Below are 15,084 nucleotides of genomic sequence, written 5' to 3'. Positions count from 1 at the left end.
TTTAGTTATTTAATTATTTGCCGGCCATAAACACTGCTATCAATTAGAATGGCGGAAGTGACATCAAATATTTATACCGGACAAATAACTAAATAACTAAATAGCCAAATGCCTGTTATTTGATGCCCATCTTCACTTTCACTGCCGGCATCAGGTCGTCGGATTCTGCGGATACCAATACCGCGTCTCTGGAGTTATCAATCACTAGCGTGTAGCCTTTCTCGTTAGCTACCGCCTTTAATATCTTTTTAGCTTTATCTAATATCGGCGTCAGTAATTGCTGTTCCCGGGCAGACATTGTTTGTTCTGACATTTGTCTGTAACGCTGTATACTGGCCTGTGCAGATTTGAGTTCTGCGCTTTTTACGTCTACCATAGCAGGACTCATATTCCCTACGCTGTCCAGCTCCTTCACCTTTTTAGTGTATTCATCCAGTAGTTGTTGGCCTTCCTGGTTCAGTTTGTCCTGGAGTACATTCAGGGTGTCATTGGCCAGTTTACTTTCCGGCATCAGACCAATCATTTGTTGAAAATTAATGTAACCCGTTTTGGATTGGGCGAAAAGGACAGTGCTTCCAAACAGCAGCAGGCAAAGTGTACAGATAAATTTCATCGGGATAATTTTTACAATATTAATCGTCCAGTTGTGAAATATTCTTTAAAACGAATATAATGTAATGTTAAAGTGACTAGAAAAGTTTAAGGATTAGTCAAACGATTGACTATCAGTTAAATCAAGGGCTTCCGGCGCCCCGGAAGCGGGCATTAACCGTTCTTTTTCAGCAAATTCCCAAAAAACTATCCTTTCCCGTAGGGGTATACCTTCCTCATGGTGTCGTATAATAAATCAGTTCAATTGGCAGAAGGAATTATATTTGACGTTAGATATCAAACCCTAAGCATGGAATTTACAAGTCCGGGTACTGCAGTACCGGAGATCGAAAACTCATTAACTTTTGAACAGGTTTTTAAAACGCATTTTAAAGGCTTGCATTCCTATGCCTGTACTTTATTAAAAGATGAAGTAATGGCGGAGGAAATGGTGCAGAATGTCTTTTGCAAATTATGGGAGAAATCAGGTAACATCACAATAAAGCAATCTGTTTCAGGATACCTTTACAGGGCCGTATACCATGAATGCATTAATTACATGCGACATCAGAAAGTGAAAGCCACACACCAGGCACATACCAAATATCAGATGAGCAATGACCAAAGTACCGGCAATGCATCCGGCAAAGTAATGTTACGTGAACTGGAAGAGAAACTGGAGGCAGCATTGATGGCATTACCAGAAAAATGTCGTACCGTTTTTCAACTGAGTCGCTTCGAAGAATTGAAGTATCAGGAAATAGCGGATCGACTTGATATCTCTATAAAAACTGTGGAAAATCAGATGGGCAAAGCTTTGCGCTTGTTACGACTCAACCTGGTAGATTTTCTGCCCTTGTTATTAATTTTGCTCCACCTGTAAAAGTGCATAAGTGAAAAAACAATCTGAGCATATAAACGATGACCTCCTGGTAAAATATCTGCTGGATATTACCAGTCCTGCTGAGAAAGCAGCCGTAGCTGCATGGCTCACGGAAAAAGAGGACCACCAGCGCTATTTTGAGCATTTTCGCCTTATCTGGACAGAAAGTAAGAAACTCGCTGCGGTAAGCACCGTGAATGAAAATGAGGCGTGGACCCGCTTTCAGCAACGGGTAGGCACCAACGAACATACTACCCGCATTGTGCAGCTGGATACCGGTATCAACTGGAAACCCATTTTGCGTATAGCCGCCATATTTATAGTGCTGCTCGGCGCTGCGGGGTTCTGGTACCTGTCGAACAAACATGCAACACCTATGATCGTGAGCTCCGGTGAGCAGATAAAACTGGAAACATTACCAGACGGATCACAGGTAACGCTGAATAAACAATCTACTATTGAGTATGCCGCTATTTTCAAGAAAGAACGCCAGGTAAAACTGGATGGTGAAGCATTTTTTAATGTAGCACAGGACCCGGGGAAACCTTTTATACTCAAGGTAAATGATGTCACCGTAAAAGTGCTGGGCACCTCTTTCAACGTAAAGAGTGTGAATGGTAAAACGGAAGTGATTGTAGAAAGCGGTGCGGTGGAAGTGACCAAAAACAACAACAGTGTACAGCTCCGGCAGCATGAGAAAGCGGTGATCACGCCAGATCAGACCGCTCCCAGCAAGCAGAATAATACGGACGAGTTGTATAATTATTATCGCACAAAAACGTTTGTATGTAATAATACCCCGCTCTGGAAACTGGTGGAGATATTAAATGAGGCATACGGTGTGGACATTGTGATTGGGGATAATAAGAAACGGGATTTGCAGATTAATTCTACCTTTACAAACAGTTCGCTGGATAGTACTTTACAGGTAATCGGGCTTACTTATGAGATCAATGTGGAGAAAAGTGGATCACAAATAATATTGAAATAATAGCCTTCGTTCCGTATGTTACTATCTAAGCATTTGTTAGCTTTATTTTTAGGATGTATTTTTTCGATGTCGGTAGCTGCACAAAATCTGTTGAACAAAACAGTGAGTATAGAAGCAAACCAGCAGCCACTTTCCACCGTACTTACATCTATCAGTAAACAAGGAGGTTTTTATTTCTCGTATTTAACAACGATTCTTCCACAGGACAGCCTGGTCACGATATCGGCAAAACGCAAAACAGTCCGGCAGATATTGGATATGTTGTTTTCCGGAGAATATCAATATAAAGAATCCGGTAATTATATTATCCTGCTAAAGAAAAACTCCACACAATCGTATTACGTGATTACGGGGTTTGTCTCKGATGGAAAAACGGGACAACGGCTACCGAATGCCAGCGTCTATGAACGACAGCAACTCATATCTACACTCACAAATAACGATGGTTATTTCAGGCTGCGGTTAAAGGATAGATATCCTACCGCAGCCATCAGCGTTAGTAAGGACCTGTATGCAGATACCTCTTTGCTATTGCTTAACGGCCAGGATCAGGAAGTAGCCGTTAGTATTTCTCCCACTACTTATCAGCTGAAAACAGTAGATATTACCGGGCATGCACAGGTAGAGAAAACCTGGTTTGCAAAAATATTTTTATCCTCCCGGCAGAAATTAACCAGCTTAAATATCGGTTCTTTCTTTGCTGATAAGCCTTACCAGGTATCACTGGCACCTGGCTTGGGTACCCACGGCCGTATGAGCGGACAGGTAGTCAATAAGTTTTCTGTCAACGTATTGGGTGGTTATGCTGCCGGTGTAGATGGATTTGAAATGGGGACCGTGTTCAACATTGTGAAAAATGACATGCAGAGTTGTCAGATTGCTGGTGTGGTAAACATAGTGGGCGGAAAAACACGTGGGGCGCAGATTGCGGGGGTACACAACAACGTGTTGGATTCCATGATAGGTATACAAATAGCAGGTGTGAGTAATGTGACCGAAGGGAGTTTGAAAGGAATGCAGACGAGTGGTGCCGTAGGTCAGGTATATGGTAATGTAAATGGTGCGCAGTTAGCGGGAATAGTGTCCTCTGTTCGTGGAGATGTAGGCGGTTTGCAGTTGAGTGGTGCAGTGGCTTATGCAGGAGGAAATATTGAAGGTTTGCAGGCGAGTGGCATTCTTAATTACGCCAAAAAGGATGTATCCGGTGCACAAATTTCCGAAATAGGAAATATCAGTCATGGTACGGTGAAGGGGCTGCAGTTATCCTCGATTTTTAACTATGCCAAACGACTGGATGGTGTGCAGATAGGTTTAGTGAATATTGCAGATACCACCACAGGATATAGCATTGGTCTTTTCAATTTTGTACGCAAAGGATATAAAAAAATAGTGGTGTTCAGTACAGATATATTGCCTTACAATATTGCCTGGAAGGCTGGCCGTACGGAGTTATACAGCATTTTAACAGGAGGGTTTGGCACGGGAGAAAATAATAGCGCATGGTCTATTGGATACGGTATAGGAAAGATCATTCCGTTTAATAAAGTGTGGTCAATAATGGTAGAAGCTACCGGGCAAAATACGTATGAAGGTACCTGGGATCACAGTATGAAGATATTTCGTTTGCAACCTTCTCTCAATGTAATATTGAACAAGCATATCACCATATTTGCGGGTCCGGCATTTTCTATATCGACGCCCGATCCCGAGAATAAGATAAATCCGGCACGCCGTTATATTGACTATGGCGCGCATTATCCATCCTTTAATATAGGCGATACCAAGGGCTGGCTGGGTTGGCAGGCAGGTATCAGTATTTTTTAATTTTCATTTTTGCGTAGGGGTAGATGTTTCTTAACGTGTCGTAATACTATACGAAATAATTACGCACCATGAGAACAAACAACATCAACTATCGGATTATTGCCATCATTATTACTGTCATAACCTATGCTAATAACGCGTTTTCGCAGACTGCACCCGCACATATCGGACTTGTTTATCCGTTGAGCAGTAACGGTAAAAATGCAGCCGCTTACACGAATCATTTCTCTTTAAATGTTATTGCCGGTGTTTCTAAATCAGAAACAGGAGTAGCCGTTGCCGGTATCTCCAATATTATTAAAGACAGCGCTACCCGCCTGCAGATAGCAGGGTTCTCCAATCATATTGGCAGTGCCACCCGCAGTGCGCAATTCGCGGGATTTATGAATCGGGTAAAAAATAATACCAGCGGATCACAGGTGGCTGGATTTATGAACCTGGACGGCAGCATGAAAGGCTTTCAGGCCGCAGGTTATGCGAACTATGTGAATGGTGATGCAGACGGTACACAGATCGCTGGTTTTATGAACACCGCCCGTAGTAATACACAGGCGCAGGTGGCAGGATTTGGCAATTTTTCAGGCAAAGCAGAGATACAGATTGCCGGCTTTATGAATAAGGCTACAGACGTACATACACAGATCGGTGGATTCATTAATGTGGCTAAAAAAGTAAGAGGAGTGCAGGTAGGATTTATCAACGTGGCAGACAGCAACGAATGTCCTATTGGCGTCATCAATATTGTAAAGGGAGGAGAAAAACAGGTAAGCCTGTCTATCGATGAATCGGCTACTATGATAGCTGCTTTTAAATCAGGTGGCCGTGTCCTGTATGGTATCCTGGGAGTAGGATATAACCTGAAGAATAATCCAGACCCGTTATATGCAGTAAAAGCCGGCATTGGTGCGCATTCACCACAGCTTTTCCCTCATTTTAGAGTAAATGTAGAAGCGACGAATACCTTTATAACAAATTTAAAGGGCGCCGCATACTACAATCGCCAGTCGTTGGGTGCTTATGCTGCTTATAGTTTTGGCCGGTTTGAAGTGTTTGCGGGTCCCACCTTCAACTACCTGGAAACAGAAGATGGTTTGGGACAAGACCTTGTGGGGCATTACATCTGGTCAGAAAATGTACGCTACAATCGTTTCCATGCTATCTATGTTGGTGCATCAGGCGGTGTGCAGGTAAGATTGTAGGATACGATTCACGACCTCAACAGGTGAAATATCGGACTGTTTGCTATTATGGCATTGTATTTGGTTAATCATCACAAAATCATCTCATATGAAAACATGGTTATACCTTCCATTGGTGCTGCTGGTCTTCGTTTTTACAGGGTGCACCAAAACTACAAATGAGGTTGTGATACCTAATAAAACAATTTATATTGATAATGTAGCTCCGAATGCCTGGGTGTATGACAACACTGATCAGACTTATAATTTGGCGATTTCAGTACCAGAGTTGAAGGGTTTTACCCGGTCTGATGGCGTAATAGTATCAATGGGACGTTATGGTACCGGTGGTGCGGCTCCGACTGAATTCGAAATGTTGCCGGAAGTTTTTGCAAAACAGTCTTATAATGTATTGCATAATGACCAGCAGGTATTTGTGCAGATCAAGGGAATTGATGGAGCAGCTTCCGCAGCGCCTACTGGTACAGTGGCCATCAAGATTGTACTGATTCCTTCTGTTGTAAATAACTAAATCAGCTTTACCATTTCTCAACATACATATACAGAGGCTCCCCGCTTTTAGCGGTGGAGCCTTTTTTCATGTGCACCAGTAACAATAACATAACTACCATTCTTCACAGTTCGTTATGACTGGCCGGAGATTTTTATTATTTTCCGCTTTTCGCGGCAATCCTATTTGTCAGTGTACATGAAAAAATCAACTATTAATGGAGAACAGAAGAGATTTTATTAAAAAGGCGGCCTTATTATCGGGGGCTGCCGGCGTATTCAGCGCCCTGCCAGCTTCTATTCAGCGGGCAATGGCCATTGATCCCAAGCCTGGTACTACTTTCCTGGATGCAGAGCATATTGTGGTGTTGATGCAGGAAAACCGTTCGTTTGACCACTGTTATGGCTCTTTGCGGGGTGTTCGTGGATATAATGATCCACGGGCCATTCAACTGCCCAATAAGAACCTGGTTTGGCTGCAAAGCAACGCTAAAGGCGAAACCTTTGCCCCCTTCCGCCTCAACCTGAAAGACACCAAAGCTACCTGGATGAGCAGTCTGCCGCATTCATGGGGGAATCAGGTAGAAGCCCGCAATCATGGTAAGTATGATAAGTGGCTGCTGGTAAAACAATCCGGTAATAAAGACTGGGCGCCAATGCCACTGACACTGGGCTATTACAACCGCGAGGATATTCCGTTTTACTATTCACTGGCAGATGCGTTTACCGTATGTGACCAGAACTTCTGTTCTTCTCTCACCGGTACCACACCTAACCGTCTTTACCTATGGACAGGCACCTTGCGTGACGAACAAAATGCCAGTTCCAAAGCCAACGTATGGAATGAAGATGTAGACTATGGCAGAGAAGCCCATTGGACCGCGTTCCCGGAGCGTTTGGAAGACAATGGTGTTTCCTGGAAAATATACCAGAATGAAATCAGTGCAGCCGGATTAGAAGGTGAGAAAGATGGCATGCTGGCTAACTTCACAGATAATCCCATAGAGTGGTTTGCTGCTTTCAACGTACGTTTTGCAGCAGGGCATATAGGATACCTGCAAAGAAGATTAAAGGAGATGCCTGCAGAGATCACCGACCTGGAAGCAGTTTTAGCCGCTACTACGGTGGCTAAGGAGAAGGAAAAAGTGCAGAAAAAACTGGAGCATCTGAAGGCATCGCTGGAGAAAACAAAGAGCGATGCTGCACAATTTAACGCTGCTAATTTTGCGAAATTATCGCAACGTGCGCAAAACCTCCACAACAAAGCATTTACAAGTAATATCGCAGACCCGAATTATCATGAGCTGGAGACGCTGACTTATAAAGACGGCGCCACCGAAAGAACCGTACAGGTGCCTAAAGGTGATATCTTACACCAGTTCAGAACGGATGTAAATGAAGGGACGTTACCTACCATTTCCTGGCTGGTAGCCCCTGGTGAGTTTTCGGATCATCCGGGATCGCCGTGGTATGGCGCCTGGTATGTGTCTGAAGTAATGGATATACTGACTAACAAGGAAGAAGTGTGGAAGAAAACCATTTTCATTCTCTGTTATGATGAAAATGATGGTTATTTCGACCACGTACCACCTTTCACCGCACCGCATAAACCCGGTACAGGTAAGGTATCCGCAGGAATTGATACAGGTATTGAATATGTAACCAGAGAAGAAGAGCAGGCCAAGAAATACCTGAATGCCGATGAGATCCACGAAAGCCCGATAGGATTGGGTTACCGGGTGCCGTTGGTGATTGCTTCGCCCTGGAGCAGAGGTGGCTATGTGAACTCACAGGTATGTGACCACACCTCTATTTTGCAGCTGATGGAGAAATTCCTGCAGCATAAAGGCAAAGCGATTAAAGAAACGAATATTTCCGAATGGCGTCGTACGGTATGCAGCGACTTAACCTCTGTATTCCGTCCATTCAATGGAGAGAAAATCACCGTGCCTTTCCCGGAAAGAAATGAGTTTATTGAAATGGTATACAACGCCAAATTCAAGAAACTGCCGGATGGCTTTAAAGTGCTGACCGCTGAAGAAATTGAGAAGATCAATACCGACCCTGCCGGATCTACCTGGATGGCGCAGCAGGAAAAAGGGGTGCGTGTAGCCAATGCACTGCCTTATGAATTGTATGTGGGTGGAAAGCTAAGTGCAGACCGGAAGTCCTTTGAAATGAGTTTTGAAGCAGGCAATAAAGTATTTGGCAACCAGGCAGCTGGTGCACCATTTAACGTGTATGCCCCCGGAAAGTACCTGCAGGAAGACACCCAGACCATGGAAGCCGTAAGGACCTGGTCTTACGCCGTGAAGCCGGCAGATAAACTGAAAGATACCTGGCCGCTGGCCTCTTTTGAAGACGCACACTATCATCTCCGCGCCTATGGGCCTAATGGTTTCTACAGGGAGTTTAAAGGCGATGTGAATGATCCACAGGTAGAAATACAATGTGGCTATCAGCGTAGTTTGACAAACAGCAAAAAACTCACCGGCAGCGTGGAATTGAAACTGATTAACCGTGGTAGCAAAGCTGCCAATATCAGTATTGAAGATATGGGCTACTATAAAGGAACACTGAAGAAAACAGTGGCGCCGCATACAGAGGCCACGCTGGTGATTGACCTTGCTAAAAGTCATGGTTGGTACGACTTCTCTCTGAAGGTAGCTGGCAGTGGTTCTTTTGAACAACGGTATGCCGGCAGAGTAGAAACAGGTAAGGAAAGTTTTAGTGACCCGGTAATGGGAAGAGCTGCTATTTAGCTATTAGCATTTAGCTGTTAGCAAAATGCAGCGGAGATCATATCATGTGATCTTCGCTGCATTTTTTTTTGCCAAAAGTTAGCTGCTGATGAATAACCAATTGAACTAAATTATCGGATTTTTGTTATTTGTTTTTTCGTATATTGACTATAGTGTTATTGATCCCGGTTGCCTCGTTTTACCTCAATTGATTAATCATATTAAATCACCCAAAATCTCTTTCTTTATGAAACGCAATCACTGTCGCTTGCCTTATCTATTTATGTTGGCTGCCATATTAGCTTTTGCCGCATGTTCTAAAGATGGTGCTCAGGGCCCTGCTGGTCCTGCCGGAGCCGCCGGTGGGAATGGTACAAACGGCACCAATGGTGCTAAAGGGGACAAGGGAGATACCGGTGTCGCCAATATCATTTATTCCGCCTGGGTGGATGTGAACTTTGCTCCGGTGAAAGATTCGGTTACCGGTGATACAGTAGCCTTCCGGGGAAGCATTCCTGCGCCGAAGCTCACCGCAGATATTCTTTCTAAAGGGCTGGTATATGTGTATCTGAACCTCGACGTTGCAACTGATCCCTTCATTGTGCCTATTCCTTATGTTGAGCCAGGGGTGTATATTAATTTTGCTGCATTTGTAGGAACAATTGGCTTGACTTCTAATCAGGATTTAGGTACTGGCCTCAACGGTGATAATGTTAAGGTGTATCAATACCGGTATGTGCTTGTACCAGGCGGTGTTACAGCCCGTAGCAGCAGTGCGGTAAACTGGAAGGATTATAAATCTGTGCAGAAATACCTGGGTTTAAAAGACTAGTTTTTTAATGATTCACAACGATAGCGTATGCCCCCCGTGTTATCGCGGGGGGCTTTTTGTTGCCCTATATGCACAGTTTGTTCCTTATGGACCACGTTATCAGTTTTCTAACACAGCCGGAGGGCTGGTTGTTATCCGGCGCTTCTTTTGATATAAGACAGGTATGACAAGGTTATTATGGATGATGTTGGTGATTGGTGTGCTGTGGGGCTGTGGTGGCCCTTCTTCCCCTGTTAACTCCGGTAGTAGTACTATCAGCCCACGTAACACCAGCATTACGCTGGAAAACGCTTACAATGATTTATTTCTGGACAGTACGGCTGTGGAGCAATTTATTGCCGCGCAAAAGCTGGATGATACGCTGGCTGCGCGTATGCGTAGTTTTTACAATGCCCGCAATTTTGAATTCGCCTGGCTCGATAGTCATGGACCGGTAGAGCAGGCCGCCGCTTTCCGCAGTTTATACAATTACAGTAAAGACAGCATCAGTAATAAATCGCTGGACCGGCGGCTGGATGATTTAATGGAAGAAGATAGTCTGAACATCAAGGCGTCGGATCGGCAGATGGTCAGTATGGAGTTACAGTTAACCTGGCGGCTGATTAACTACTTTCGGGAAAAAAATGGCAGTATTGCGCAGCTGGAATACATGATTCCCACGCAACGTTATCCGGTGATGGTGCTGGCTGATTCTATGCTGCAAGCCAGCAGCCGCCTGTTTCCGGCGATAGCAGTGATGAAAGACCCGCTCCAGACTTACAGGGAATATGTCCGTAACGGTGGATGGGCGCCGGTCTCCGAAGTGAAGAAGGGATTGAAGAAAGGTCAGTCATCTCCCGAAATTATACCCATAAAAAAACGACTGTTTATTACCGGTGAATTGAAAACGAACGATAGTAGCGCCTTGTTTACAGAAGAACTGGAGGCAGCTGTTAACCGCTTCCGTAACAGCAACGGCTATACGCAAAATGGCGTGTTAAACGATACTGTTATCCATGCACTGAATGTTCCCGCTGAAGCGCGTTTGCAACAACTGCTCGTCAATATGGAGCGGATGAAGTGGATACCGGAAACACCAGCGGGAAAGCTGATCATCGTAAATATTCCGGCGTTCCGGCTTCACGTGACCAATGGTTCGCAGCATTTGTTTGATATGGATATTGTGGTAGGGAAAGAAGGGCATAGCACCACCATGTTTTCAGGCGAATTGAACCAGGTGGTATTTAGTCCTTACTGGAATATTCCCCGTAGTATAGTGCGGAAGGAAATATTGCCGGCCATCGCCAGGAATAAGCATTACCTGGCCTCGAAGCATATGGAGGTAACGGGAACGGCTAATGGACTGCCAGTGATCCGGCAACTGCCTGGTGCGCATAACGCATTGGGACGGGTAAAATTCCTGTTTCCGAACAGTTATCACATCTACTTCCATGATACCCCCGAAAAGGGGCTCTTTAACCGCGATAACCGCGCTTACAGCCATGGTTGTATCCGGCTGAAAGATCCGGTGAAAATGGCGCAGTTTGTACTGGAAGACTCACCCCAATGGACCAACGGAAAAATAGATAGCGCCATGAATAGCGGCAAGCAGAAATTTGTGGTGGTAAAGCATCCGGTGCCGGTGATCATTACTTACTTTACCGCCTGGAGTACAGATGGGCAATTATACTTCGCGCCCGATGTATATGGGCACGATGCTGTTTTTAAAGAAAAGCTCTTTAAATAAATCAGGATGCGGTGCTGTCTCTGCCCAGGATCTTTGTATGTAAAGAATAGTATTTATCCGGACTGTACAAAAACAGACAGGTGCCGTTTCTGATGCGTTCAATCACTTTGCGGTGAATGTTTTGCGGAATAGCCGGACAACCCAGGCTGCGGCCAATGTAGCCTTGCGCTTTTGCGAGGCTTTCGTTGACATAGTCCGCGCTGTGCATCACAATGCCTCTGCTGAGGGCGTTGTCGTTGATGCCTGCTTCTTCGCCTTCCAAACGCAGGGAGTAGCCGTGTTCTCCGGTGTAAGTATCGCCGGTGATATAGAAGCCTAAACTACTTTTAAAACTATTCATTTTGTTAGAGAAGGCATTGGCAATATCTTTCCCCGAATTCCGGCCATGTGACACCAGTGTGTTGAAAAGTAACAGTCTGTTTTTAAGATCTATTACAAATAAACGTTTTTTGGTACTGGGCAGGGAAAAGTCGATGATGGAAATGACATCCGGGTTTTTAATCCGGCCAGTTTCCTCCAGGTGCTCATAGCCCATCAATGCTTTGTCGAAGGCTTCCCGGGAGAGGCCTACGGAGTCGAGCCGCATGTTGTCGTACAGGCTTACTTCCCTAACGGAATCAGCTTTAACAACTGTTCCAATGGGTTGTGGCTTTGCGCCGGGATTTTCAGCAGTAAGAGAGGTAAATAAAAATGCAAAACTGCAAATTGTGACAATAAAAATTAACGGTTTAATCGCTTTCTTCCAATTCATGTTCACGCCGTAATATTTTTTGGTGTGTAAAAAATTATTGCAAAGGCATAGTCGACGAAATTAACGTTTTTGTGGCGTAAAAAGTGTGTGAAAAGCTAGCCTGAGTCCGCTGTTTGCTTATTTTTAACAACCTGTTCACATACATGAAAAATATGTATAAGTGGCAAACATCTGTTAATGAATGGACAATATCAGCAAAGCCAGCTATGCTGTGGATTTTATCTTTGGACTACTGTTTTGTAAGAGGAAAAAAACTGCCATAAAAAATGGGTCGGTTACTATGCCGGCCCTTTATTATTTGCGCCATTATTGTTAATTTTTCACAAAAGATATTATTATGCCTGAGTTACCTGATCTGCAGGCTTTTCGCCATAACCTGGAAAAAGCGCTATTGCATAAAAAGTTGAAGTCGCTGACGGTGGTGAACGCCAAAAAACTACATACTACGCCGGAGGCGCTGCAAGCCGCGCTGGAAGGACAAACGTTGGAGCATATACGAAGGGTGGGAAAAGAATTGCATTTTGAGTTTAAAAATGGGCATGTATTAGGTATGCATTTAATGCTCCATGGTAAGTTATACATCTTCCAAAAGAAAAATACAGAGAAATATGCCATTGTGGAATTGTTGTTTGGAGATGGTACCGGTTTGACGCTGACAGATTTCCAGGCAGCAGCCAATGTTTTCCTGGACCCGGAAGAAAAAACGGCGCCGGATGCGATGTCGAAGGAGTTTACGGAAAGCTACCTGGAAACGCAGCTGGGTAAAAAGAAAGTGACCATTAAAAAGTACCTGCTGGATCAGCATAATGTATTGGGTATCGGTAATGCGTATGCGGACGATATTTTATGGGATGCCCGTATTTCTCCTTTTTCTGTATGTAATAAAATTCCAGCGGCAGCGGTGAAGGCATTATTTAAATCGATCAGAAAAATCCTGGAGGGTGCGGAGAAGAAGATCCTGAAAAGTAATCCTGATATCATTAACGGAGAGGTCCGGGATTTTATGCTGGTGCATTCTTCCAAGCTGAAGGAAAGCCCTGGTGGTGCGGAGATATTGAAAGATACCGGTGGAGGAAGAAAAACGTATTACACCGATGAGCAGGTGTTGTATAAATAAATGAGAACCGGCATCACTTACAGTGATGCCGGTTTTTTTATAGGAAGACAATCATGTTGTTAATGCGATGGCAGCGGTTGTTTTTTCTTTAGGGGCATAGATGCCGGCAGCAATTTTCTCCACGAATGCTTTAGGAAAAAATTTAGGCAACCATGCATTTAGTTTATTGGAGAAGCCGGGAACAATTTCTGCTTTTCCTTTGAAAAGTCCGTCTACCGCTATTTTAGCCACCGACTCCGCTGTCATGTTAAAGCGATGGGCGATGCTGCGGGTATAGTCGCCCATGCGGGCCCGGTTCACAAAATCCGTATCTGTGCTACCCGGACTGAGGGCGCTGACAGATATTGGTGAATGTTTCAGCTCATGCCGTAATCCACGGGTAAACGACAGCGCAAAGGCTTTGGTAGCCGCGTAGATATTCAGATAAGGCACGGTTTGATAAGCCGTAGTACTGGCGAGGTTCAGCAGGTATGCTTTTGGAAATTTCCGCAGCACAGGTATGTAGGCATATGATAAGCCCACCTGTGCTTTGATATTTACGTCGATGATATTGAATTGTTCCGCCAGTGTCAGTTGTTCAAATGCACCATTGATGCCATAGCCGGCGTTATTCACCACTACCTGTAATTCATCGTGCCAGGCGCTGGTCCAGGCCGTGACGTTCTTCAATGCATCAGGATGCGAGAGATCCTGGTGTAGCGTGTGTACGTTGACGTGATACTGTGCCGACAATTCTGTAGCGGTAGTAGTGAGTGCAGCAGCGTCCAGATCCACCAGTAATAATTGGTAGTTTCTTTCTGCCAGTTGCGCGGCAATGGCTTTTCCGATTCCTTTAGCAGCGCCGGTGATGAGTGCGTATGACATAGTTATTTTTTTAGAGCGTTGGTGTGTTTACGCGGCTAAGTGTTTCCGTATGGACTTTCGCGTGTGCCCATTGCGGCTTGTTACCGTATAGGTGTGCCAGTTTGTGATAAAAAGGGGTAGGGCTATTGGCCGTTTTAGGCTGATAGGCGCCAGTGATAATGGGGATGTACATCACCCGTCTGCGGCTCTTTTCGCCGGTAAAGGGGGATTGCTGTACACGGTGCCACAACCGGCCATCATGCACGGTTAAATCGCCTGCTTCAATATCAAAGCCTACTTCTTTTTTATCCGGATTATTATCGATGAAATATTTTTTCCGGAATAATAATTTGAGCAGCCCTTGTTCGTGTGTGCCCGGAAGTACCCGCAGACCACCATTTTCCAATKGGCAGTCGTCGAGGTGAATACCTACATTCAGCATAGGAAGAATGCGTGTTCCGAGGAAGAGATCCCGCGGGCTGTCGGTATGCCAGCCCAGTTGTTTGAACTGACTTTCTGCGGCATTGACATAGTGATTGATGACCAGTCCATCTTTTTCATTTTCGCCTATTCTGCCGTCGTATGGCCCGAGTAAGCGGACGAGAGATTCCAGGCGTTGGTCTTTCAGCAAAGCGCGTAAGGTATTGCTATAGTGAGAGGCAAAGGCAATGCGTTGTATCAGCGGACTTCCGTCTACGTCTGTACCGAATTTCAAAGGGATGCCATTGACTTTCTGAATGTTGTTGCGAAGTAGTAATTCCTGTACCTGTTCTACTTCTGAGAGGATATGCGCTAATTTAGCTTTATCCAGGAAGCTTTTAAACTGGATAATACCATGTTTATGGAAATAAGCCAGATGCGTGTTGGTGATCCCCTCATTGAGGTGGAAAATGGGTTGGTTGTTCGTTTCCATGACGGAAAAATTTTGAGATGACAGTAAAGAAACAGTTGGTAATATCAAGTGCTGTTGCGGCATTGGTGGGGTGACCGCAGGCGGGAGTGGGGCATTAACAACAACAACGGGTGTAGGCGGCTACACGTAACTGTAAAGCGACCATCGTTCGCTGATCGGGATGCTGGTTGGAATGATTGGTGTT

General features: G+C 44.8%; 13 protein-coding genes. 9 read left to right on the top strand and 4 right to left on the bottom strand.

The annotated features are described in order from the left end of the window. Window positions 1–115: 115 nt before the first annotated feature. A complete protein-coding gene (locus AC1DFM_RS03785) occupies window positions 116–613 on the bottom strand; it encodes an OmpH/Skp family outer membrane protein (protein ID WP_477075393.1) in 498 nt (165 codons plus the stop codon). A gap of 288 nt (window positions 614–901) precedes the next feature. Here AC1DFM_RS03785 and AC1DFM_RS03780 point away from each other — a divergent pair, with 288 nt between their 5' ends. The 8 genes from AC1DFM_RS03780 to AC1DFM_RS03745 all read left to right on the top strand — a co-directional run bounded on the left by AC1DFM_RS03780 (window position 902) and on the right by AC1DFM_RS03745 (window position 11,276). Then, window positions 902–1,474 carry an RNA polymerase sigma-70 factor gene (locus AC1DFM_RS03780; protein ID WP_477075392.1) on the top strand — a complete coding sequence of 191 codons (573 nt, stop codon included), beginning with the start codon at window positions 902–904 and terminating at the stop codon, window positions 1,472–1,474. Window positions 1,475–1,484: 10 nt separating this feature from the next. Next, entirely contained in the window at window positions 1,485–2,465 is a 981-nt protein-coding gene (locus AC1DFM_RS03775) for a FecR family protein (protein WP_477075391.1), read from the top strand. A 102-nt stretch (window positions 2,466–2,567) separates the two neighbouring features. After that, window positions 2,568–4,289 carry a peptidase associated/transthyretin-like domain-containing protein gene (locus tag AC1DFM_RS03770; RefSeq protein WP_477075390.1) on the top strand — a complete coding sequence of 574 codons (1,722 nt, stop codon included), beginning with the start codon at window positions 2,568–2,570 and terminating at the stop codon, window positions 4,287–4,289. Between the two features lie 68 nt (window positions 4,290–4,357). Next, window positions 4,358–5,488: a hypothetical protein gene (locus AC1DFM_RS03765; protein ID WP_477075389.1), complete on the top strand. Its 1,131-nt coding sequence runs from the start codon at window positions 4,358–4,360 to the stop codon at window positions 5,486–5,488. 88 nt (window positions 5,489–5,576) lie between these two features. Next, on the top strand, window positions 5,577–5,999 hold the full coding sequence (locus AC1DFM_RS03760; protein ID WP_477075388.1) for a hypothetical protein: 423 nt from the start codon (window positions 5,577–5,579) through the stop codon (window positions 5,997–5,999). A gap of 196 nt (window positions 6,000–6,195) precedes the next feature. Then, window positions 6,196–8,739 carry a phosphocholine-specific phospholipase C gene (locus tag AC1DFM_RS03755; RefSeq protein WP_477075387.1) on the top strand — a complete coding sequence of 848 codons (2,544 nt, stop codon included), beginning with the start codon at window positions 6,196–6,198 and terminating at the stop codon, window positions 8,737–8,739. A gap of 226 nt (window positions 8,740–8,965) precedes the next feature. Then, window positions 8,966–9,550 (top strand): hypothetical protein, encoded by a 585-nt coding sequence (locus AC1DFM_RS03750; protein WP_477075386.1) that lies wholly within the window; start codon window positions 8,966–8,968, stop codon window positions 9,548–9,550. Window positions 9,551–9,713: 163 nt separating this feature from the next. Continuing rightward, the gene (locus AC1DFM_RS03745) at window positions 9,714–11,276 is read left to right on the top strand and encodes a L,D-transpeptidase family protein (protein ID WP_477075385.1); all 1,563 of its coding nucleotides are present in this window, start codon (window positions 9,714–9,716) and stop codon (window positions 11,274–11,276) included. 1 nt (window position 11,277) lies between these two features. Here AC1DFM_RS03745 and AC1DFM_RS03740 read toward each other — a convergent pair whose 3' ends face one another. Continuing rightward, window positions 11,278–12,027 (bottom strand): murein L,D-transpeptidase catalytic domain family protein, encoded by a 750-nt coding sequence (locus AC1DFM_RS03740; RefSeq protein WP_477075384.1) that lies wholly within the window; start codon window positions 12,025–12,027, stop codon window positions 11,278–11,280. A 337-nt stretch (window positions 12,028–12,364) separates the two neighbouring features. Between AC1DFM_RS03740 and AC1DFM_RS03735 the strand changes: the two genes are divergently transcribed. Further along, a complete protein-coding gene (locus AC1DFM_RS03735; RefSeq protein ID WP_477075383.1) occupies window positions 12,365–13,144 on the top strand; it encodes a DNA-formamidopyrimidine glycosylase family protein in 780 nt (259 codons plus the stop codon). A gap of 51 nt (window positions 13,145–13,195) precedes the next feature. Here AC1DFM_RS03735 and AC1DFM_RS03730 read toward each other — a convergent pair whose 3' ends face one another. Both AC1DFM_RS03730 and AC1DFM_RS03725 read right to left on the bottom strand, forming a co-directional pair. After that, complete coding sequence (locus AC1DFM_RS03730) at window positions 13,196–14,008, bottom strand: SDR family NAD(P)-dependent oxidoreductase (protein ID WP_477075382.1); 813 nt, start codon at window positions 14,006–14,008, stop codon at window positions 13,196–13,198. 10 nt (window positions 14,009–14,018) lie between these two features. Next, window positions 14,019–14,900 carry a phytanoyl-CoA dioxygenase family protein gene (locus AC1DFM_RS03725; protein ID WP_477075381.1) on the bottom strand — a complete coding sequence of 294 codons (882 nt, stop codon included), beginning with the start codon at window positions 14,898–14,900 and terminating at the stop codon, window positions 14,019–14,021. Window positions 14,901–15,084: the final 184 nt, after the last annotated feature.

The sequence above is a fragment of the Chitinophaga sp. 05T412 genome, assembly GCF_056396465.1.
Note: the sequence above shows the minus strand (reverse complement) of the source record. Positions and strands in the feature narration are given on the sequence as shown.